Origin of the sequence: Nocardiopsis exhalans (assembly GCF_024134545.1) — a bacterium.
GTDB lineage: Bacteria > Actinomycetota > Actinomycetes > Streptosporangiales > Streptosporangiaceae > Nocardiopsis > Nocardiopsis exhalans.
Window position 1 is genome coordinate 1,199,351 of record NZ_CP099837.1, and the last position, 21,839, is coordinate 1,221,189.

The 21,839-nt window shown below is 66.3% G+C and carries 15 protein-coding genes; 13 read left to right on the forward strand and 2 right to left on the reverse strand.

All coding sequences use genetic code 11. From position 1 onward, the window contains the following. Positions 1-54 precede the first annotated feature (54 nt). Positions 55-2,217, reverse strand: a complete 2,163-nt coding sequence (locus NE857_RS05455; protein ID WP_254420039.1) for an acyltransferase family protein — start codon at positions 2,215-2,217, stop codon at positions 55-57. Positions 2,218-2,909: 692 nt separating this feature from the next. On the opposite strand from NE857_RS05455, the gene NE857_RS05460 reads away from it, so the two are divergent. The 5 genes from NE857_RS05460 to NE857_RS05480 all read left to right on the forward strand — a co-directional run bounded on the left by NE857_RS05460 (position 2,910) and on the right by NE857_RS05480 (position 11,404). Beyond that, positions 2,910-4,295 carry a bifunctional cytidylyltransferase/SDR family oxidoreductase gene (locus NE857_RS05460; RefSeq protein WP_254420040.1) on the forward strand — a complete coding sequence of 462 codons (1,386 nt, stop codon included), beginning with the start codon at positions 2,910-2,912 and terminating at the stop codon, positions 4,293-4,295. Then, the gene (locus tag NE857_RS05465) at positions 4,295-6,124 is read left to right on the forward strand and encodes a CDP-glycerol glycerophosphotransferase family protein (RefSeq protein WP_254420041.1); all 1,830 of its coding nucleotides are present in this window, start codon (positions 4,295-4,297) and stop codon (positions 6,122-6,124) included. Before NE857_RS05460 ends, NE857_RS05465 begins: the two co-directional genes overlap by 1 nt. Beyond that, complete coding sequence (locus NE857_RS05470; RefSeq protein ID WP_254420042.1) at positions 6,121-7,836, forward strand: glycosyltransferase family 2 protein; 1,716 nt, start codon at positions 6,121-6,123, stop codon at positions 7,834-7,836. The genes NE857_RS05465 and NE857_RS05470 overlap by 4 nt, the downstream gene beginning before the upstream one ends. 91 nt (positions 7,837-7,927) lie before the next feature. Next, positions 7,928-9,232 carry a nucleotide sugar dehydrogenase gene (locus NE857_RS05475; protein ID WP_254420043.1) on the forward strand — a complete coding sequence of 435 codons (1,305 nt, stop codon included), beginning with the start codon at positions 7,928-7,930 and terminating at the stop codon, positions 9,230-9,232. A 138-nt stretch (positions 9,233-9,370) separates the two neighbouring features. Then, positions 9,371-11,404: an acyltransferase family protein gene (locus NE857_RS05480; protein ID WP_254420044.1), complete on the forward strand. Its 2,034-nt coding sequence runs from the start codon at positions 9,371-9,373 to the stop codon at positions 11,402-11,404. A gap of 66 nt (positions 11,405-11,470) precedes the next feature. Here the strand turns inward: NE857_RS05480 and NE857_RS05485 are convergent, their stop codons facing one another. Further along, positions 11,471-13,033 carry a glycosyltransferase family 2 protein gene (locus tag NE857_RS05485; RefSeq protein ID WP_254420045.1) on the reverse strand — a complete coding sequence of 521 codons (1,563 nt, stop codon included), beginning with the start codon at positions 13,031-13,033 and terminating at the stop codon, positions 11,471-11,473. Positions 13,034-13,573: 540 nt separating this feature from the next. Here NE857_RS05485 and NE857_RS05490 point away from each other — a divergent pair. The 8 genes from NE857_RS05490 (at position 13,574) to NE857_RS05525 (ending at position 21,838) form a co-directional block, all read left to right on the forward strand. Beyond that, on the forward strand, positions 13,574-14,371 hold the full coding sequence (locus tag NE857_RS05490) for an ATP-grasp fold amidoligase family protein (RefSeq protein WP_254420046.1): 798 nt from the start codon (positions 13,574-13,576) through the stop codon (positions 14,369-14,371). A 263-nt stretch (positions 14,372-14,634) separates the two neighbouring features. Then, complete coding sequence (locus NE857_RS05495; RefSeq protein WP_254420047.1) at positions 14,635-15,336, forward strand: N-acetylmuramoyl-L-alanine amidase; 702 nt, start codon at positions 14,635-14,637, stop codon at positions 15,334-15,336. 394 nt (positions 15,337-15,730) lie between these two features. Next, positions 15,731-16,267 (forward strand): hypothetical protein, encoded by a 537-nt coding sequence (locus tag NE857_RS05500; RefSeq protein ID WP_254420048.1) that lies wholly within the window; start codon positions 15,731-15,733, stop codon positions 16,265-16,267. A gap of 164 nt (positions 16,268-16,431) precedes the next feature. Then, entirely contained in the window at positions 16,432-16,722 is a 291-nt protein-coding gene (locus NE857_RS05505) for a hypothetical protein (protein WP_254420049.1), read from the forward strand. Between the two features lie 38 nt (positions 16,723-16,760). Continuing rightward, on the forward strand, positions 16,761-17,075 hold the full coding sequence (locus NE857_RS05510; RefSeq protein ID WP_254420050.1) for a hypothetical protein: 315 nt from the start codon (positions 16,761-16,763) through the stop codon (positions 17,073-17,075). Positions 17,076-17,204: 129 nt separating this feature from the next. Beyond that, positions 17,205-19,916: a phage tail protein gene (locus tag NE857_RS05515; RefSeq protein ID WP_254420051.1), complete on the forward strand. Its 2,712-nt coding sequence runs from the start codon at positions 17,205-17,207 to the stop codon at positions 19,914-19,916. Beyond that, positions 19,916-20,779, forward strand: a complete 864-nt coding sequence (locus NE857_RS05520) for a phage distal tail protein (protein WP_254420052.1) — start codon at positions 19,916-19,918, stop codon at positions 20,777-20,779. The genes NE857_RS05515 and NE857_RS05520 overlap by 1 nt, the downstream gene beginning before the upstream one ends. Before the next feature lie 75 nt (positions 20,780-20,854). Continuing rightward, on the forward strand, positions 20,855-21,838 hold the full coding sequence (locus NE857_RS05525) for a hypothetical protein (protein ID WP_254420053.1): 984 nt from the start codon (positions 20,855-20,857) through the stop codon (positions 21,836-21,838). The last annotated feature ends 1 nt before the right edge of the window (position 21,839 follow it).

The following is a 21,839-nucleotide window of genomic DNA, read 5'->3' on the forward strand; positions in this document are numbered from 1 at the left end:
CGCTTTCGCCGGCTGGACGTCTATGTTGTCGGCCTGAACCTTTACCGAGCCGGATCAGAGGGTGGAGCCGTCCCTCTCCTCGGCGGCGGCAGGGACTAGCTCGTTCTCCTGGTCAGACATCGCGATGTCGAACAGGGTGAGCTCGTCCTCGGGCAGGGTGTGCCCGATCGCTTCCAGCAGGTAGGGCTCCATGACCATGGCCAGGGATTGGGAGAACGCGTAGGTGAAGTGGTGGTGGTCGTAGAACACCAGCTGATTCCCGATCACACCAGGGCAGACGCCGTCCTGGCACAGGTAGTCGGTCAGGTCCAGGAACCGGGTGTTGTGCGGGACGTTGGTGAGGTCCTTGAAGGGGGGCCGCTCCAACATCGAGTCGAACTGCGGTTCCGAGCACTCCGAGGGGTTGTTGCGGTCCGTGCAGTCGGGGACGTTGAAGTCGAATCGGGGGGTGTCCCGGACCGCGACGACGTCGATGCCCATGCCGTCGAGCTGGCGCCAGCGCTCCACGAAGCCCTCGGGTACGTGCTCCTCCTTACTGTCGCTCTTGACGGTCAGCGAGGCCAGGCCGAACACGGTGTCCGGCCGCAGCTCGGCCAGCTCGTCCATGACGCCCTCGTTCCACTCCGTGCACTCCTGGTACTCCGAACCCCGGTAGTTTTGGATCTCGGCGCTGAACTGGCAGGCGTTCTTGGTCATGGTGACCAGACGCCACCCGTGCTGTTCGGCCAGGGTCTCCAGGGCCTGGAACCAGTGCCGCACATGTGAGCTGCCCACCAGGGCGATCGTGTAGTCCGAATCCAGGTCGCCGAACTCGCAGGTGGTCACCTCGGGGTCATCGATCAGCGTGTTGCACTCGCGGGTCTGGTCGATGGTGTCCCGGGCGACCGTGGTCGTGTCGGGGTAGACCGGAAGCACGGGCAGGTTCTCGGCCAGGTTCTGGTCCAGGTGGACGGCCGCGCCGGGGTAGGCGAGCGGGTTGGAGCTGAGCTCGGTGCGCAGCTGCCGGTCGCGCTCGATGGACTGGCCCCACAGGGCGCCCGCCACCAGTACGGGGATGATGAAGATGATTCCGGCCGCGAGCGACCAGCTCGGGGTGCGGAGTCTGCGGGTGACCCGGTTGACCCCGCCGTCGATCACCCAGCTGGTGGCCAGCGCCGCCGCGAACGAGGCGCCCAGCACCAGGAAACCGCCGGTCAGCGATGGCTTGACCCGGTCGGTGAGCTCCAAGTAGACGATCAGCACCGGCCAGTGCCACAGGAACAGCGTGTACGCGTGTCCGCCCAGCCAGGTCAGCGGGCGCAGGCCCAGGAGGTGGTTCGCGGAAGTACGGCTGTTGGCGGCCTCACCCGCGCCCGCGAGGATGATCAGCAAGGCGGCGAGAGTCGGCCACAGCGAGGCGTACCCCGGGTAGGGCAGGGAGTCGCCGATCACGAACCCGCACATGACGAGCGCGATCAGGCCGAGCCACCCGGCGACCAGACGCAGTCGGCTCGGCAGGTTCACCCGGTGGACGACCAGAGCGAGCAGACCGCCCAGCGCGAGCTCCCACAGGCGCGCGCCGGTGTCGAAGTAGGCCCATACCGGCTCGGTGGAGGTGATCCACAGCGAGTAGCCGAAGGAGACCGCGAACACCGACCCCACGGCCACCAGCGCGGCGTGGCGCACCCGGGCGCCCAGCCATACGGCAACCAGCCCGGCGGCGGTGATCAGGAGCGGCCACAGCAGGTAGAACTGCCCCTGCACGGCCAGCGACCAGAAGTGCTGGACGGGGCTTGCCGCGGCGTTCTCCGCCATGTAGTCGACCGCGCCCAGAGCCAGGTGCCAGTTCCCGTAGTAGAGCACCGACGCCCGCACGTCGTCGATGACCGCCATCCACTGCGAGCGCGGGAAGAACAGGTAGGTCATCAGCAGGGCGGCGCCGAGTACGACCGCGCCCGCAGGGAACAGCCGTTTGACGAGCTTGGTCCAGAACGCCGCGAAGTCGATGCGCCCGTCGCGCTCCATCGCCCGGACCAGTGATCCCGTGATGAGGAAGCCGGTGAGCAGCAGGAAGACGTCGACGCCGCCGGAGACCGTGCCGAACCAGATGTGGTAAACGGCGATCAGCAGGGCGGCGACGGCGCGCAGCCCCTCGATGTCGGGGCGGTGGCGGTTCTTCGGCACGCCCACGGGCGACGTGACGGCGTCGGAGAAGCGGTTCAGGGCAGGATCGGACACAAAACAGCCTCGGGCTCGAAGAAGGTGAAGGCAGGGCCCGCCGGGTCCGGCGGCTCTTGCAGTGCGCCGGTCAAAGGTTGTGTCGGCGTCCAAGGGAGAATTCCCCGCCGGTCCAGTATCAGGAGAGGCCGGGACCGGCCTGCCACCGGGGCAGCCTCTGTTGCCGATTTGAGATGAAATCTCTGTGAATGCGTATCCCGAGGTGCGCGTAGAGTGCTGCGGCTCACATGTGCGTCTGCCTTCGCTGTCCCGCAGGGTGTATCGGCTGTTGGGGCATGGTTTGGTCTCAGCTCTGCGATGGTGACGTGGGGAACAATGCGAACGCGAAGTACTATTATTCGCCAAGCCATGCAAACCGGATGAGAACTTCGCGCGTCTTTTTCAAGGATGCCCAGTGGCCTGCGCCGCGACGTACGGCTGGGTTGGGTTGAGCCGATGCTCCCGAGGCAGTGCGCAGTGGGCGCATGGCTTGAGTGGGCGCGGCCACTAAGACTCCTGGTTGGTATGCAGTCGTGACGAATTTGGAATGTCGGTGTCTCTTCGCGTAGCGCTCGCGGATGTGTGCCCGCTCGGTGGAGTTCTTCCGGGGCCCTCTTCGATGAGCTGTGCGGTGAGTTCCTCCCTTGGAGATTATTTTGTCCACAACCGTTGACGCACGGCCCGCTCCCCGCTTGGCCGTTCGAACTGTTGCCGTGGTTTTGGCTGGGGGCAGTGGTCAACGCATCGGTCTGGCGACGCCCAAACAGCTGCTCAAGATCGCTGGTAAGACGATCCTCGAACACACGCTGACCGTCTTCGAGCGTGCCGAGAGGGTGGACGAGGTCATCGTCATGATGAACCCCGGCTTCGTGGGTGACGCGGAAGCCATCGTCCGCAAGGCAGGGCTGACCAAGGTCAGCCGGATCCTGCCCGGCGGTACCTCCCGCAACGCCACCACCCAACTGGCCCTGGACGCCTTGTCCCACTACGCGGTCGACAACACCAACGTCCTTTTCCACGACGCCGTCCGACCCATGCTCTCCCAGCGGATCATCGACGACTGCGTCACCGCGCTGGAAACCCACCACGCCGTCGACGTGGCTATCCCCTCCTCGGACACCATCATCGAGGTTGACGACGACCTCATCACCGACGTGCCCATCCGTTCCCGGCTGCGCCGCGGGCAGACCCCACAGGCATTCCGCCTCTCCACGATCCGTGCCGCCTACGCCAAAGCATGGCAGGACGCCGGTTTCACGGCCACTGACGACTGCTCGGTGGTGCTGCGCTACACCCCCCAGGTGCCCATCCACGTGGTCACGGGCGAAGAGCAGAACATGAAGGTCACCCAGCCGGTCGACATCTTCATCGCCGACAAGCTCTTCCAACTCGCTACCTCCGCCACCCCCGAGTATTCCGAAGAGGATTACATCCGGGAACTGTCCGGAAAGACCGTGGTGGTCTTCGGTGGCAGCTACGGCATCGGTGCCGGGGTCGCCGACCTCGCCGAGAAACACGGCGCCCGGGTCTTCCGCTACTCGCGCAGCGCCACCCGTACCAACGTCGCCAACCCCGACGACGTGGCCGGCGCCCTGGAACAGGCCCACTCGGCCACCGGCCGGATCGACTTCGTGGTCAACACCGCCGGGGTATTGCGCATCGGTCGACTGGACCAGACCGATCCGGAGCAGATCGAGGAGACACTTCGGGTCAACTACCTGGCTCCGGTCAACATCGCCCGGGCCTGCTTTCCCTACCTGACCCGGACCGGCGGGCAGTTGCTGCTCTACACTTCCAGCTCCTACACGCGGGGCCGCGCTGAGTACAGCCTGTACTCCTCCACCAAGGCCGCCACGGTCAACCTGACCCAAGCACTCGCCGACGAATGGTCCGAAGACGGGGTGCGGATCAACTGCATCAACCCCGAACGCACCCAGACCCCCATGCGGACCAAGGCCTTCGGGCAGGAACCCGCAGGTAGCCTGCTCAGTTCGGAAGAGGTCGCCCGTACTTCCGTCGACGTGCTGCTCTCGGGCCTGACCGGCCACGTCATCGATGTCCGACGCGAAGACCCGGTGCGAAACGGGGAACAGATCTGATGCGCAACGAACGCGGCTCCCTCCTGGGTCTTCTCTTGTTCGGGCTGGGTGTCCTGGGCGCTGCAGTGGCCCTGATCATGGACGCCCCCCTGCTCTTCTTCGCCCTCTTCCTCCTCGTCCACATCGGGGAGGCCTTCCTCGGACGCGGATCCCAGCGGATCTGGACTCTGCTGAAGGGCATCGGGGCCGGTCCGGACCCGCGCTTCCTCGTGCGAGCCGCCCTGCTGCTCGGCCTGTGCCTCGTCACGGGTGTGAGCGGGTGGCTGCTCCTGGCCGTCGCGGTCCTGGTCGGTTCGAAGGTACTCATCAGTGCTGTGGCCCACCTTTCCGTCAACCTCCAGCCAGCAGTGGAGACCCGAAACATCGACCTGCCCGGCAAGGCGGCGGACGAGCCCCGTTGGGGATCGGCGCAGACAAACACCGGACGGTTCGTTTTCCTGTGCGAACTGCCGCTGGTCGCGGGCCTGACGGCCGCGGCGCTATGGGACATGAACCTGCTGGGCGTGGTCGGTGGAGTGCTCTGCGCGCTCGCGGCCCTCGCGCTCAGCGGCGTGGTGGCGCTTGGGTACCTCGAATCCAGGCGCTTCTCCGGCAAGGAGGCGCTGATGAACCGGTCCCAGGAGTGGTTGTCCTCCTACAACCCCGAGGTGGTTCTGTACTTCAGCGGCTCCGGGGACTCCACCTACCAGGTCAATATGTGGCTGCGCACGCTCGAGGAGCTGCCCCGCCGTTCCCTGGTGGTCCTGCGCGAGCGCAAGGTCGCGAACGAACTGGCTTCCACCACGCTGCCGGTGCTGTGCGTACCCAAGGCAGTGGACCTGATGATGCTGGACTTCGAGGACGCCAGGGTCGCCCTTTACCCCGCCAACACCGGCAAGAACATCCACATGCTCCGCAATTCACGGATGCGGCACGTGTTCGTGGGGCACGGGGACAGCGACAAGGTCGCCAGCGTCAACCCCTTCAGCAAGGTCTACGACGAGGTGTGGACGGCGGGCCGGGCCGGTCGCGACCGTTACGCGCGAGCCGCGGTCGGCGTCCGTGACGAGGACATCGTGGAGGTTGGGCGCCCGCAGCTCGCCCCCATCCTTAGGACCGCTCCCGAGGGGGAGACCAAGACGGTGCTCTACGCACCCACGTGGGAGGGATGGACGGACGAACCGGGCAACACCTCCCTGATCACGGCTGGCCCCGCGCTGGTCAGCGCCCTCCTTCGGTCGTCGTCCCCGGTACGCGTGGTTTACAAGCCCCACCCCTTCACCGGTAGGCGTAGTGCCGAGGCCAAACACTCCCACAAGCGGATCGTGTCCCTCATCAACGAGGCGAACAGGAAGGCCGGTGGCCGCACGGGAACTCCGAGCCCTACCGCTGCCAAGGACGAGGACTTCTGGTCCCGCGTCGATGATGGCCTCCACCTGGTGATCGAGGGTTCCGCACCCACCCTCTACTCCTGCTTCAACGCGTCACATCTTTTGATCAGTGACATCTCCAGCGTCGTCGCCGACTTCATCGCCAGCGGAAAGCCCTACGCGATCACCAACTGCGAGGGCATCTCCGAGGAGGAGTTCAAGGAGAAGCATCCGACGAGCCGGGCCTCCTACCTGCTTGCCCCGGACGCCTCCGGCCTGGAAGGCGCGCTGGCGGCCCTCACAGGCGAGGACCCCAAGCTCGACGAGCGCCATGAGTTGAAGGATTACCTTTTGGGGCCGGACGTCCCGAGTGCCCTGACCAGGTTCACCGCGGCCGTGGACGATCTCTACGAGCGCACCGACCTCCACGTTCGGAAGCGGTCGCGAAGCGACGAGGACGTACCGGTGGGGGCTCGGTGAGCGCGGCACCCGAGGTAAGCGTGGTGGTCGCCGCCTACAACGCGGGTGATCTGGTCACACGCTGCGTGGAATCGGTGGAACGCCAGACGCTCGGGACCGCCGCCCTGGAGTGCATCGTCGTGGACGACGGGTCCACCGACGGCACTGGCACGGAACTCGACGGGCTCGCCGCTACGAGGCCCTGGCTCAGGGTCGTCCACCAGGACAACTCCGGCGGGCCCGCAGGGCCGCGGAACACCGGCCTGGACCTGGTCTCGGGCCGGTACGTCTTCTTCCTCGACGCTGATGACTGGCTCGGGGAGCAGGCCCTGGAGCGCATGCTGGCCATGGCCACCGAGCACGGCTCCGACATCGTCCTCGGCAAGATGGTCGGCGCGGGCGGACGCACGGTGCCCAAGAGCATGTTCGGTCGGGACCAACCGGACGCACCCTTGTTCGAGTCGCGTGTCTACTGGGCGCTCAACCCCCTCAAGCTCTTCCGGAAGCAGTTCCTCCAGGAACACGGTCTGCGATTCCGTACGGACCTTCCAGTGGGACAGGACCAGCCCTTCGTCGCGATGGCCTACCTGAGGGCGAAACGGATCTCGGTAGTGGGCGGCTACGACTGCTACTACGCGGATCTGCGGGCTGACGGCAAGAACAACACCCGCCGCCCCGGCGGGGCCCGCCGTCGCCTCCCCTTCCTACGGGCCATGTTCGAGCTGGTCCCCGCCGAGGTCCCCGAAGGGCCCGACCGCGACCTCCTGCTCCGCAGGCACTTCCAGAGCGAACAGCGAGAGTTCCTGGAACACCTCGGCTTGGAGGAGGACCCGGAGGTTCGCGCGGAGGCGTTCGCGGTCTTCCAGGGTTTCGTCCGTGAATGGTGCGCTGAAGGGGTCCTTCAAGGACTGCCGGCCAACGACCGGTTCCGGCTGGAGCTGATCCGTCTCGGCAAGGTGGATGAGGCGATCAGGGCCATGCGTTTCAAACTCGACGAGGAACCCTGGGAGACCACGGTCGAGAACGGTCGCGTGTTCGCCTGCTACCCCGGTTTCCGTGATCCCGACGTGGGTGTTCCGGACGATTTCTTCGACGTCACGGACGAACTCGTCCTGGGCCACTACCTGGCCGAGGCGAAGTGGTCGGGAGCGGCACTGAAGTTGGCCGGAACGGTCCGGCCGGACCGGTGCCCGCCCTCGCCTGGAGCGCGAACGACGCTCCTGGTGCGTGAAAGGGGTGGTGGCACCGAATACCGTCTGCCCTGTGTTCCGGTCGACGCCGCAGGGCGCCGCAACCCTGAGTGGAATGCTCGGCAGTGCGATGAGGCGGTGGGTTTTGAGGTCGCTCTGCCCCCCATCGAAGTGATCCTGCGCTCAGGACCGGACCTCGGGGTTTGGGACCTGTACCTGGAGCTCGAGGATCGCGGGGTGAGCTGGCGGACCCGGTTGGGCTCTAGGAGAGCTCCCGGTACCGACGTGGGAGAAGACGTCCGTACCCTGGTCAGGTTCGGTCGGAGGACCTCCCGGGCCCGGAAGGTGACCAGTTATTTCGTCGGGCCCCGAAGCGGTCTCTCCCTGCGGGTCAAGCGGGCACCGATGCGGTTGGGCACGTTCCTCAAACACTTCGCCTGGCCTACGGGCGGCCAACACGACGCCCATTTGGCGCTGGTTCCGTTCCGGCGGGAGAAGCCCGCGCCGTCGCGGACGCGTGGAACCGCCCGTGGTCGCGGGTGAGTGTTCCGACCACCGCGACACTCTGGTCTATCCGTTGACGGTTCGTACGTCACGTGTTCCGTGTTCTGAGACTTTCTGTAAGGAGAACTTGGTGGAGAAGCAAGAGACGAGCTCAGACCTGGTCGTCCTCGGCCTCGGTTACGTCGGTCTACCTCTGGCGGCCGAGGCCGTCTCAGCAGGACTGAGGGTGACCGGTTTCGACGTCAGTACACGAGTGGTCGACGGCCTCAACGAAGCCGTGTCGCACATCGACGACCTGTCCTCCGATGACGTCAACTCGATGCTGGCCAAAGGGTTCAGCGCGACCACGGACCCGGCCTGCCTGGCCACGGCGCACACCATCGTCATCTGCGTACCCACCCCGCTCTCCCCCGAGGGCGGACCGGACCTGGGCGCGGTCACGTCGGCTTCCAAGGCCATCGCCGCCCACCTGTCCCCGGGGACCCTGGTGATCCTGGAGTCCACCACCTACCCGGGCACCACCGAGGAGGTCGTGCGGCCGCTGCTGGAGGAGTCCGGTCTGGTCGCCGGGGCCGACTTCCACCTCGCCTTCTCTCCCGAGCGGATCGATCCGGGCAACGCGACCTTCGGCGTGGCCAACACCCCGAAGGTGGTCGGCGGGCTCACCGAGGAGTGCGGTCAGGCGGCCGCCGCCTTCTACGAGCACTTCGTGAACACCGTGGTCCGCACCCGCGGCACTCGTGAGGCCGAGATGGCCAAGCTGCTGGAGAACACCTACCGGCACGTCAACATCGCCCTGGTGAACGAGATGGCCGTGTTCTGCCAGGAGCTGGGCATCGACCTGTGGGACTCGATCGCGGCGGCGGCCACCAAGCCGTTCGGTTTCCAGGCGTTCTATCCCGGTCCGGGTGTGGGCGGTCACTGCATCCCCATCGACCCGAACTACCTCTCCTACAAGGTCAAGACCCTCGGCTACCCGTTCCGGTTCGTCGAGCTGGCCCAGGAGATCAACGGGCGGATGCCCGCCTATGTGACCCAGCGCGCCCAGGAGCTGCTCAACGACTCCGGTCTCGCTCTCTCGCGGTCCAAGGTCCTGTTGCTGGGCGTGACGTACAAGGCCGACATCGCCGACCAGCGTGAGTCGCCCGCCCGACCGGTGGCCCGCAAGCTCGCCGCCAAGGGCGCCACGCTCACCTACCACGACCCGCACGTGGAGTCCTGGCAGGTGGACGGGGTGGACGTCCCGCGCTCGACCGACCTGGAGCAGGCGATGGCCGACGCCGACCTGACCGTCCTGCTCACCGACCACAGCGAGTACCGGCCCAAGCTGCTCACCGAGTACGCGCGGCTGCTCCTGGACACCCGGGGCGTCCTACGCCGGTCCGAGGACGAAGGCGTCGACCTGACCGCACGTGAGGGCCTGTCTGTTCTCTGAGATCCCGCCGCGCTAACCGCGCGGAACCCGGGGGCCGTCGTGCCCGGCGACGCCCCCCGGCAACCCTTACTCACAGTGAAGGTGCATGTCGCAGTCATGGCAGACCCGCGTTCCTGGCCACAGACGGGAGAGCACAGCGTGAAGGAAGCTGTCTCCGCCGCCCCTCTTTCGAAGCGCCAGATTCCCGTCGGAGGCGGTTACCGCCCCGAGATCCAGGGCCTGCGCGGGGTCGCGGTCATGCTTGTGGCGGTCTACCACATCTGGTTCGGCACGGTTTCCGGTGGCGTGGACGTGTTCCTGCTGGTCACCGGATTCCTGATCACCGGTTCTCTGGTCCGGTCCGTGGAGCGCCGGGGGCGGATCGGCTTCCTGGCCTTCTGGTCCAAGTTGGCCAAACGCCTCCTACCGACCATGGCGATCGTCCTGGCCGGGGTGATGGTGGCCACCTACCTGTGGCTGCCCGCGTCCCGCTGGCGCGACGTCCTGAGCGAAGTCGTGGCTTCCGCCCTCTACTACGAGAACTGGGCCCTGGCCCTGAACTCGGTGGACTATCTGGCCAACAACGACGACGCCAGCCCGTTGCAGCACATCTGGTCGTTGTCCATCCAGGGGCAGTTCTACGTCATCGCCCCGCTTCTGATCACCCTTGCGGTCCTGCTCGCGACCCGTGTGGGGTGGGACACGCGCCGGGTTCTGATGGGCGCTCTGGGCACCCTCTTTGCAGCATCGCTCACCTACTCCGTCATCGTGACGGAGGCGAACCAGCGCTGGGCCTACTTCGATACCGGTGCCCGTCTGTGGGAGCTCGCCCTGGGCGGACTCCTCGCCCTCCTTCTGCCCTACCTCGACCTGCCGAGGCGGCTTCGGATCGTGCTCGGCTGGCTCGGCCTGACGGCACTGGTCCTGTGCGGGGCGCTGATCCCGGTCTCCACGATGTTCCCGGGGTACGTGGCCCTGTGGCCGACCGGGGCGGCGGTACTGGTGATCCTGGCGGGCACCACTGGTAGCAAGTGGGCTGTCGACCGCTGGCTGGTGTCACGTCCACTCTCCGTGGTGGCGGACCTGTCCTACAGCCTCTACCTGTGGCACTGGCCGGTGCTGGTGTTCTACCTCCAGGTGACGGAGCGGACGATGCCCAGTCTGACCGGGGGATTCTACGTACTGGGAACGTCGTTCGTCCTGGCCTGGATCACGAACAAGCTTGTCACCGACCGTGTGGAGCGCTTCACGCCGAAGCGGCCCGGAAACGGTTGGAACTGGGGGATCGCCGCAGGCTTCATGGCCCCGGTCCTCGTGGCGACGGGCCTGTGGTCCGTCACGCAGAACATGGAGCAGCGGCGTCTGGAGGAGTTGGCCTCCGACCTCGGTAACTACCCGGGAGCGGCGGTGCTGGTCGACGCTGAGATGGCCGCGGCCCTTCCCGCGGCACCGGTCTACCCGGACCCGGCGGGCCCAGCGGACGTCCCGTCGATCTACGCGGACGGTTGTGACGCACGGCTCTCCGGTGCGAACGCGATCGTGTGTGAATTCGGAGACGAGTCGTCGGAGCACGTCATCGCGCTGGTGGGCGCCTCGCGCACGGCGCATTGGTTCCCCCCGCTGCTGGAGATCGTGGAGGAAGCGGGGTGGCGCCTGGTGAACATCACCAAGAGCGGATGCCAGCTCTCCACGGACCCGCCCAAGCGTGACGGGGAGATCTTCAACGAGTGCCTGCAGTGGCGCGAGGAGGCGATGGCCGAACTGGATCGGATCCGTCCCGACGTCGTGGTCACCTCCTCCACCCGCGCCACAGCTGCGGGCGAAGTCGTGCAAGATGGCTTCGTCGAGCGTTGGGAGGAGCTCGACGAGATGAGCATCGACGTCATCGGGATTCGGGACCTACCCCGCAGGAGCGAGAGCGTCCCCGACTGCCTCGGCTCTCGCAACCCCGAAGAGTGCGTGGAGTCCGCCTACCGCACCCAGAAACGGGTCGATCCCACCCAGGAGCTCGACCATGTTCCCGACAACGTCACCTTCGTTGATCTGACCGGGAACGTGTGCCCCGACGGAGAGTGCCCGGCGGTCCTGGGCAACGTGATGGTCTACAGTGACGCCACCCATATGACGGCGACCTTCTCACGGACCCTCGCTCCGGTCCTGGAGAAGGAACTCCGCCAGGCGACCGGCTGGTGATGTCAAGGGGCGGCGGGGTACTGGGCGGTCCGCCCGCTCCCCGCCGCCTTCAGTGATCCGTCGCGCTCACTCGTCCGAACCCACGGAGGAGCTTCGCTGACCAAACCGGCGGATCATCCGGGACGCGATGCCCTTGGGGGAACGGGCCGCCAACCGCTTCTTCAGCGCTTGGGCCTGATCACGGTACGCGGAGGCCTGTTCTCTGGCCTCGGTGAGCTGGAGGTGCCAGTCCTTGATCGGCTTGTTCCCCGTACCGGCGGTGCGCAGACCGAGTTCCCGGGCGTCCACCCGCAGGATCCCGTGGACCTCGTCGACGACCTGGTCGATGTCCTCGCCCGCCTCAGCCACGCGCAGGGCACGGGCGAAGGCCGAGTTCCGTTCGAGGCGGGCGGTCGCACCGTCCGAGTAGTCGATTTCGACGAGGCCGACCTTCTTCTCGTTCGCGAGGTTGACCAGGGCCCCCACGGCGTCACGGGTGGGGCGGCAGCCGGCGGACATCCGCAGCCGGAAGGGCACGTAGGGGTCGACCTCCGGAACTGATTCCCGGAAACGTACCCGAGGTTCGCAGCGGTAGTTCTCCAGTACGAGCCGGGACTCGAAGCAGGGGTCGTCGAGCAGGTTCCGACGCTCGCCGGTCTCCTCCGGCCAATTCCCGACGAGAGTGATCCGGATGTCGTCGACACTCCCTGCGAGCAAGCGCACGATCGCCGCATCCACCTCTTCGGCGGAGGTGCCCTGGGCGTCGAGCACGACGTCCACGAACGGGATCTCCCACACTCGTCCCTGGAGCTTGCGGCGCGGGGCGAACTCGGGCACGAGGTTGGCCACGTACGGGATGCGGTAGCGTCTGCCGTCGGCCTGCCGGGACTGCATCTGGGAGCGCCCCAGGTGCCAGCTGCTGCTGTCGAGGTCGGGTACGAACACGGCACCGTGCTGCGCGACGCGGTAGGCGAACTCGGAGTCACCGCCCAAGAGCAGCTTGGTGTTCAACCCGCCGGCCTCGTCGAACAGGGCTCGGCGCAACGACCCCGTCGCTCCGACGAAGACGCGGTAGGCCGTGTGGTCGCAGGAACGGAGGTTGTCCGTGGGCAGGATCATCTTGTCCACCCAGTGCGGCTCGGCGCTGTCCCGGTCGAACAGCTTGTCAGCCTCTCCGGCGAGCACGGCCTTGTAAACCTCGTCGGCTGAGCGGCATCCGGGTTTGTAGTCCACGAAGAGCTTGTGTCCCATGGCCACGAGGTGGTCGCTCACATGGTGCCAGCGCATCTGCGACTCGACGTGGTCGTGGTAGACCAGCATGTCGGAGTCCAGGCGCAAGATGACCTCGCCCTCTGACGCGGCGACACCGCTGTTGACGCCGTTGGGCGATCCCCACCCGCTGGGGTCCGGGGCGATGATCCGAGTGTTCTCGGGGCAGATCTCGGGAAGGGTCAGGGGCGGATCGCTCCCGTCATCCACCACGATGGTCTCCATCAGGTGGGAGGGGTAGCTCTGGGCGGCCAGAGAAGCCAGAACCAGTTCCAGCTTGTCGGGATGCCCGTGTGCGGGGATCACCACGCTGACACTCAGCTGTGGTTCCCAGGTGCCGAGTGAGGGCACGGACAGGGATCCGTAGTCGTTGCGCTTCACCCTGGGCGGGGTTCTGTCTCCGTCAACTGCGGAACCCGGGTTCCGGCCGCTTGTCTCCACGAAAAAAATCTCCATTCTGCACGGCTTCGGTCGTGACCGAGCCGATGGCCCTGCTGTCATGACAGCGCCGATTCGGCGCTAAGACGTTACGGCAACCGATGTGCTAGGGGGATCGCGCCGATACGGCTGAATTATCGTGGGCAGGGCCATGTCGGTGGCCTTGAAGGGTTCCCAGCGTTGGGCCTTGCGCTCCTGCATGTGGCGCGCTGACGCGCCCCTCGCAAATCTTACTCGACTTTGGGACATGGGCCGGGGCGCCCCGGGGTCTTCCCGAGGCAGGCCCCTGGCTGGTCGCGGCGGCTGGTGAGGTGGAACCGGCACGTGAAAGGAGGCTGAAGTGTTACGAATGGAGGATCTGGTTTCCAGTAGGATTCAGGGATGCGCATGATCGATGTCGAAAGGTATCCGACGCAGGCCACGCTCGGATATCATAGAAGCCCTCCTTCCTTTTCTTATAAGTCCAGGGAATTCTTGCAGAAGATGGAGTTGAACCCGGATTCTGATTACTACCGGGTCTCCACCAAGCTGGGTGCATATGTGTTCCTGGATCGTATTGGCGTCTCGCACGCCAAGGTGTACGGCGTGCTGAACGGGATTGACAAGCTCGTGCCGCAGCACTTGAAGAAACCCGTCGTCGTCAAGCCCCTCGACGGGTGCAGTGCGGTCGGCGTCATGGTCCTCAAGCCGGTGAAGAAGGGGTGGTACGACTCGATCGCCAAGCGGACCTGGACCTTTGACGAGATCCTGGCGCGTGGACGTGATGCTCTGGACAAGCGCGGGTTCCCCGACGTCTGGCTGCTGGAGGAACCGCTCATCGCTGACGGCAAAGTTCCGGACGACCTGAAGTTCTATGCCTTTCAGGGGGACATCGCCCTCGTGCTGCAACGTCAGGGTCGGCCAGGCCGTTCGGGCACTCTGGCCAGTTACCGGTGGTACGACGCCGACTGGAATCCTGTGGAGACCGGCAAGCACGTCAAGAAGACCAACACGGACCTGGTCCTGCCCGAGAAGAAGGAGGAACTGGCCGACGTCGCTCGACGGGTCTCCTCTGCCTCCCCCTACGCCTTCACCCGAGTGGATACCTTCTACACCGACGACGGCCCCAAGGTCGGTGAGGTGAACGCCTGGGTGGGAGCCTACGACCACTTCACCGACGAGTGGGACCAGCGTCTGGGCGCGGTGTGGGAAGCGGCCGAACTTCGAGTCCCCTCCCACGTCAAGCCGATCCCCAAGGGTGTTCCGGAGGGTGCGTACCCGCTTCCCTGGTGGAGGTCCTGAGCCCGTCCGGCCGCTGAGCGTGAGGGCGGCGCTCCCTTGCTGCTCTCGGCTGGGGGTTGCGTTCCCCCCTCATCTGTGGCACGCTTTTCCTGTGCACCACAGTTGTGCCCAAACCCGACATTCGTGTCGGGTTTCTTTGTTTCCAGGACTTGTCGGCGCAGAGCTGGCAGAGGGGTGAGGTGAAGGTCGGTAGTAGATCTTTGGAGCACCACCAAGGCGCCAACGGCGCCTTTTTCTTTTGAGACGAAGGAGGCATCTTTCTGATGCTGACCATCATCGGCCGGTCAGGCTGGGGTGCCCGGCCGCCGACAGACCGGACCACCGTGGCCTGGGCGGACCGCACCGGCTTTGCCGTGCACTACTCGGCGGGACCGCCGACCCAGACCCCAGGTCAGATCCAGGACTTCCACATGGACGACAGGGGGTGGTCCGACGTCGGTTACAACTTCCTCGTGAATCGGGACGGGACCGTCTTCGAGGGACGAGGGTGGCTGGTGGTGGGGGCGCACGCGGCCCCGCACAACACCAGCCACATCGGCGTTTGTTTCATCGGCTCGGAGGGCGACGCCACCGACGCCGCCAAGGAGTCGATGCGACTCCTCTACCACGAGGCCAACTTCCGTGCGGGGCGCAGCCTCGCCCAGACCTGGCACAGCGGCCTGCCGGGGCAGGCGACCGAGTGCCCCGGCGCGGACCTGCGCTCCTGGGTCATGGCCGGAATGCCCAGCACAATCGACAACGAGGATAACGACGTGGCCCTGAGCACCGAGGACATCAACCGCATTGCCCACGCTGTCCACACCCGGACCGTGCGCAGCTTCGTCACCGACACCGACGTGCAGGTGCAGACCGAGTGGCGGCGCGGCACCCGTTACGCCTTCGAGAACAGGTCGACTCTCGCGGAACTGCTGGAGGAGGTGCAGCAGCTCCGCGGAGAGGTCGCCGAGCTGGCCGACAAGAGCTGACCCAGCGCCCCTTCGAGGGGTGGGGAACGGCGGCCGAAGGGCGCCGTGACCGGATCCCGGATGTGTTGAAAGCCCGACTGCAGTCGGGCTTCTGTGTTTTTAGGGGCCCCGAAGTACTCCGGGGCCCGAGGCGCCACACGCAGCGGGCGATGCCGAGATCGTCTCGGTCCGTCAGGTGGAGGGGGTCGTTCCCGGGTTCGATCCGGAGGTCCCCGAGCCTCACTCCTCCTTCGCGGTGCTGGTCACCCAGCGCCCGACCGGGTCCGGCTGAGCCGCCCGGTCCCCAGAACCCCCGGGGCCGAACGGCCGCGGGTTGTCAACAAGCAGACAGTTTTTAGAAGGGTTTCTCAGTATGGGTAATACGGCTAACGCGAGTGTGTGGGCGTATGCGGATGTGTTCATCGCTCCGGTGGGTTCGGAGATTCCGCAGGAGGGTCGTCCGTTCGGTGCGGAGTGGGAGCAGGTGGGTCTGCTCGATGGTGAGGAGGGTTTCACCGAGACGGTGGAGGCTGAGTCGGAGGACCTGTACGCCTGGGGTGGTGTGCTGGTGGCTTCGACGCACAACAACTTCAAGGTGACCCGCAAGTTCCTGCCGTTCGAGGACAACAAGACGGTGTATGACCTGATGTATCCGGGTCATGGTGTGGATTTCGACGGTGAGGGTGGTTACGAGGGTCGGATCCATGTGCCGGATCTGCAGGCGCGGTTCATGATCGCGTTCGAGACGCGGACGGGTGATCTGGTCAAGCGGACGGTGTCGGCGAACTACGCGCAGGTGGCTGAGCGTGGTGAGTCGACGGAGAACGCGACTGAGATCGCCAAGCGTGAGATCACGGTGTCGATCTTCCCGACCGATGCTGACGAGGACGGTAAGTCCACTCTCTTCTACACCTACAAGGGCCGCGCCAACTCCGGTGGCGTTGGTAACTAGCCCGCTCTGATGGTCCTGCCCCATTGGGGGATGGGGCCTTTCCTTTTTCCCTGTTTTTCCTCTGACCGGCCGGGCCGGGGTTCGCGCGGTTCACCCGGCCCGGCCCTTGCTTTCCCGAACCGCGCTGTGAAGACGAACGATCGTTGCATGAGAGGAACCGCGTGATGACCGAGAACACCGCTGTGGAGGCTGTCCAGGCCGAGGCCACCGCCTCGGAAGCCCCGAAGAAGCTGACCCTGCACGGGTCCGAGTATCTGCTGCCGGCTTCCTCTGATCAGTGGCCGTTGGCTGCCTTGGAGGGTTTTGAGGAGGGCAAGATCGTGGCTGCGCTGCGTAGCTTGCTGGGTCCTGAGCAGTGGGCGCGGCTGAAGGAGGCCGGCGCCACCCTCAGTGACCTGAACACCCTGGCTGAGCAGGTGGCCACCGCCTACGGTTTCGAGTCTGCGGGGGAATAGCGCGCCTCCTCCGCCTACTCCGGGAACATCCTGGTGCGGTGGAGGCCGATCTTGCCCGTTATTACCGGATCGAACTGGCCGATTTCTGGCGGGGCCGGTTGAGTTTGCGGCGTTTGGCTGTATTGCTTCGGTATTTGCCCTCCGAGTCGGCGGCTGCCACGGCATTGGGTGGGGACGGTTGGACGCTGTCTCATTATTTGATGGCCGACATGGTGCATGCGACCACGGGTCAGCCGCATCCGGCTGATCCGAGGGTGCGTCGGGCTGAGGAGGAGAAGAAGGCCCGTTTGGAGCAGGCCCGAGAACGCGCCGAACGACGCCGCTCGATGCTGATGGACCAGGACGGGAGCTGAGGGTGCGGGGTGCGGGGCACCTCGCACCCTCGCCGTCTTCCGGGCCGCGGTCGTCGGTGATCCTGTTCGCCTTGACGCTCCAGAGGACCAGTCTCCAGAGCTGTTTCCACTACGAAGAAGAGGTGAGTGATGTCCAATGCTGTTTCCGTGCGCGTTGATCTGATCCCCGAGTTTCAGAGCATCGGTAACCAGATTCGGAAGGAGGTGGAGAAGGACCTGGCCACGTTGCCCAAGGTGGGTCAGCAAGCGGGCAACGAGGTCAGTACACAGTTCGCGAACGCGGTGACCGGGCAGATCTCCTCGGCGTTATCAGGCACCCCGCCCGCGGTACAGGCCCTGGGCGATCGAGTCGGGTCCACGCTGAGCTCCTCGATCGTGGGGGCGGGCGAACGGGTAGGCGCCGAGCTGGGATCGACGCTGATCAACGGTGTCTCACCGAGCGTGCAGGCGATGTTCGACGAACTTCCCTCAGCCGCGAGCGGTGCCGCATCCCAGGCGGCTGACTTCCTGACGACCACGTTGCCCCAGGCGGGTTCGGAGGCCGCTTCCCAGGCGGCGAACTTCCTGACCACCACCCTGCCCCAGGCCGGGTCACAGGCCGGGCAGGAGCTGGGATCGCGGTTGAGCAGCGCTGCCACCGGGCTCTTCGAGTCGGGGATGCAGCAGTTGCCCGGTGTGGTCTCGAGCCTGGGGGACCAGGCGGGTCAGATTCTGCAGGAGAAGCTGCCTGAGGCCGGTGCCGACGCGGGTCGTGAGCTGGGTACTAAGCTGGCTGATGGTGCCAATGACCTGATCACGCAGGGCCTGGCGGGGATGCCTCCTTCGGTTCAGGCTCTGGGGCAGCGGGCGGGGGACTTCCTTAGTGAGACCCTGCCCGGGTACGGGGCCAAGGCCGGTGAGGAGCTGGGCTCCAAGGTCGCTGACGGTGCGGTGTCCCTGATCGAGAGCGGTGTGGAGGGCCTGCCGGGGATCATCGACGGGGTCGCCTCCACCATGGGCAGTCTGTTCAAGGGTGAGATGCCCTCGATCGGGCTCAGCGGTGGCTCCGAGCTGGGTTCCAAACTCAGCGACACCGCGGTGGGCCTGATCGGTGATGGCCTGGACGCCCTGCCCGACATCGTGGACAACCTGGGGGGCAAGGCCGGAAAGCTCCTGGTGGACAAGGTCACCGAGGGCGCGGCCGACGCCGGTCGCCAGGGCGGCGAGCAGTTGGCCAGTAAGGCCAACGAGATGATCGAGTCGGGGCTCTCCAACATGCCCCCGGCGGTGCAGCAGTTCGGCTCCCAGGTGGGCGAGACCCTGAGCGCCACGCTGCCGGACGCGGGTGAGCAGATCGGCCGCGCCCTGGCCGGGAAGCTGGTGGACACGGCCGGTCCGGTGGTCTCCAAGGGCTTCTCCGCGGGAACCGACGCCTTGCGCAACATGGCTTCCGGCTTCCGCTCGGCGGGCTCCAGCGCCTCGGGGTTCTCCCGGAACCTCACGATGGCCGGTGCGGCGAGCAAGGTCGCCGCGGTGGGCAAGAAGGGCCTGGCCGCCGCCCAGAAGGTGCTGAACACGGTGATGCGGGCCAACCCGATCGGGTTGATCGTGACCGCTCTGGCCGCTCTGGCCGCCGGTCTGGTCTACGCCTACAACAACAGCGAGACGTTCCGGGAGATCGTGGACGCGGTGTTCTCCTTCGTCAAGGACATCGCCGAGGACGTCATGAGCTTCTTCACCGAGACCCTTCCCGGGATGTGGGAGGCGCTGAAGGAGAAGGCCCAGGAGTTCTGGGACGGTCTGGTCGGTCTGATCGAGACCGCCTGGGAGTGGATCAAGGCGATCATCGCGCACCACCCGTTCGTGATCCTGTTCACCTACTGGGACGAGATCAAGGAGGTCATCGGGCAGGTCTGGGACTGGCTGGTGGAGAAGACCACTCAGGTGTGGGACTCGATCATCGAGACGATCACCGGGGTGGCGCAGGGGATCGCCGACTTCCTGACCGGGATCTGGGACTCCATCACTTCGGCGGTCGAGGCCGCTTGGACGTGGGTGACGGACCTGATCTCGGGGGCCTGGGACTCGATCCTGGCTCTGGTGGGTTCGGCGGTCCAGTGGGTGGTGGACCGGGTCGCCTCGTTCCGTGACCGGGTGGTGGAGATCTTCACGGCGGTGCGGACGCGTGCTCAGGAGATCTTCACGGCGATTCGGGAGCGGGTCGTGGCGATCGTGAGCGCTCTGCGTGATCGGGCGGTGGCGATCGTGACCGCGATCCGGGAGCGGATCGTGAGCACCTTCACGGGTGCCCGTGATCGGGCGGTGGAGGCGTTCTCGGCCATGCGCGACCGGGTGCGGGACCGGATCGACGGTCTGATGACCACGGTCCGGGAGATCCCGAACAAGGTGAGGGAGGCGTTCTCCAACGCCAAGACCATCCTTCTCCAGGCCGGTAAGAACATCATCACCGGTCTGATCGACGGTGTGAAGAACATGATCGGTTCGCTGAAGGGCCAGTTCTCCAAGGTCACCAACATGATCCCGGACTGGAAGGGCCCGCGCCGGGTGGACCGGCGCCTGTTGACCCCGGCGGGCCGGATGATCATGGACGGCCTGATGGGCGGCATCGACGACAAGCTGCCCAACCTGCGCGGACAGCTCGGGAACGTCACCGGCGAGATCAGCAGCCGCATCGTCCCGCCCTCCCCGGAGGTCCGTCGCCACGCGGTCTCCCGGTCGACATCCCCCTTCTCTCCGGGCACCCCCGCGGTGCACATCGAGCACTTCGAGGCGACCGAACGGATGTCCCCGCACGAGGTGGGGGAGCGACTGATGTTCCTGATGCGATCGAGAGGTATGTGATGAGTGACCTGACCGAAGGCCAGATCCGCTGGCGCGAACGCCTGCTGTTCGACGGCCGTGACCTGGCCCTGGTCGACCTCCAGGGCTGGGACGACCTACCCGAGGTGGAGAGCGGGAACGTCGAGCGCCCCTCACGCCACGGAGCCTGGCCCGGCCGGGCCCTGGTGGGACAGCGGTTCGTCACCGCCACCGGGGTGCTGACCAGTGCACGGAACCTCCAAGCGATGTCCGCCGTGCTCACCCCGTTGCGCCGGGCCCTGACCCTGCCCGGGGACGCCCGGCAGCACCCGCTCACCATCCGGGTCGGCGGGCAGACGCTCACCTCCTACGGGCAGGTCAGCGCCAGGTCCATCCCAGGCGGCCCCGGATACCAGGCGGCCCGGCCCACCGTGGTCGTGCAGTGGACCTGCCCCGATCCCCGCAGGTACGGGCGCGGCCGGGCCACCCAGATCAACGCGCCCCGCCCCAGCGATGACGGCCTGGAGTATCCGCTGGAGTACCCGCTCGACTACGGAGAACCGGCGCGGGGAGGGTCGGCGGTCCTCACCAACGGCGGCGACACCGCCAGCCATCCGGTCGTCACGATCACCGGACCGTGTACCCGCCCCCGGCTGATCAACCGGAACACCGGCCGGACCCTGGAGTTCCATCTGGCCCTGGCCGAGACCGACACCCTGGTCATCGACTGCGAGCGGGGCACGGTCACCGTCAACAGCAACGACGGTTTCCACACCCTGAGCACCGCGTCGGTCCCGCCCGAGCACTGGACCCTGGAGCCCGGCTCCAACCCGGTCCACTTCCGCCCCGAGACCTCGGGGCACGGCGCGGGCGCCAGCATCGTCTGGAACGACGCCCACATCTGATCCGGTCCCGCGCCCCGATCATCTGGGAGCGCGTCCCGACCCCGCATCCACGAACACCATCACCGAAGGAGAACCATGTCCATTCGTACCCTCGCCCTCCGCTCCGGGGAGACCTCGGCGGAGGACCACCGACTGCTCATCGGCTCGCTGCTCGGGGCGGCCGACGACCCCTGGCCCCTGCATCGGCGCGGCGGCCTCATGTACGCTTCCGGAGCCGCGGACCTGAGCGGTTTCGGGATGACGGCGACCATCAGACCCTTCTCCGCGGCCGTGACCGGTCGTTCTTCCCCGCTCCAGGGCAGCTACCTGGTGGTCAGCACCGAGGACGTCGACATCCGACTGGAGGACGGCCCCACCTCGGGCAGCCGCACCGATGTGGTCGGCGTCGTGGTCAAGGACGACCTCTACGACGACTCCGACGAGGTACTGGCCGAGATCCGGGTGATCGACCCCGAGGAGGACGAGACCTACCTCCCCCTGTTCGAGATCATCGTGTCCCAGGGTGCCAGCACGGGCACCGACGGGATCAGCTGGCCCAGCCAGCCGGGCGCTTCACTCCCCAGCAACATCCGGGACCTGCGCGACTACACCTCCTCGGCGGGCGGCGTGGTCAGCGTGCCGAGCGTGTCTGCCCGCAACCGGATGGACGACGTCCGCGACGGCACCATCGTGCACGTCGGTGCCACCCGTGACCTGTATATCCGGGACGCGGGGGACTGGCGTCCGGTTGCCGGCCCCGCGGCCGACGCGGCCCTGGACAACCGTTACGAGCCGCTCGGGGTGCCGAAGATACTTTTTGGTCGTGAGTACATCACCCCGGACACGCAGGCGAACAACGCCGTCTACTCCACCGCCTATTGGAGGGGGCAGGCACGTGTGGACTTCCCCGAAGGGTACTTTCGGGAGACGCCGACCATCATGCTGACGGTACTTTCAGCGGTTCCGGGCACTGTGATGGAGGCGACCCACGCGAACTCCAGGGTGCATGGGTTCGACCTCATGGTGGCCAGAACCAACACCACGAGTAACTGGGTTCATTGGCTTGCGGTGGGGACCTGAC

Coding starts and splice junctions, on each gene's coding strand:
- NE857_RS05465 (WP_254420041.1), top strand. CDS start 4,295: ATGCGCAACGAACGCGGCTCCCTCCTGGGTCTTCTCTTGTTCGGGCTG.
- NE857_RS05490 (WP_254420046.1), top strand. CDS start 13,574: ATGGAGTTGAACCCGGATTCTGATTACTACCGGGTCTCCACCAAGCTG.
- NE857_RS05495 (WP_254420047.1), top strand. CDS start 14,635: ATGCTGACCATCATCGGCCGGTCAGGCTGGGGTGCCCGGCCGCCGACA.
- NE857_RS05505 (WP_254420049.1), top strand. CDS start 16,432: ATGACCGAGAACACCGCTGTGGAGGCTGTCCAGGCCGAGGCCACCGCC.
- NE857_RS05515 (WP_254420051.1), top strand. CDS start 17,205: ATGTCCAATGCTGTTTCCGTGCGCGTTGATCTGATCCCCGAGTTTCAG.
- NE857_RS05520 (WP_254420052.1), top strand. CDS start 19,916: ATGAGTGACCTGACCGAAGGCCAGATCCGCTGGCGCGAACGCCTGCTG.
- NE857_RS05525 (WP_254420053.1), top strand. CDS start 20,855: ATGTCCATTCGTACCCTCGCCCTCCGCTCCGGGGAGACCTCGGCGGAG.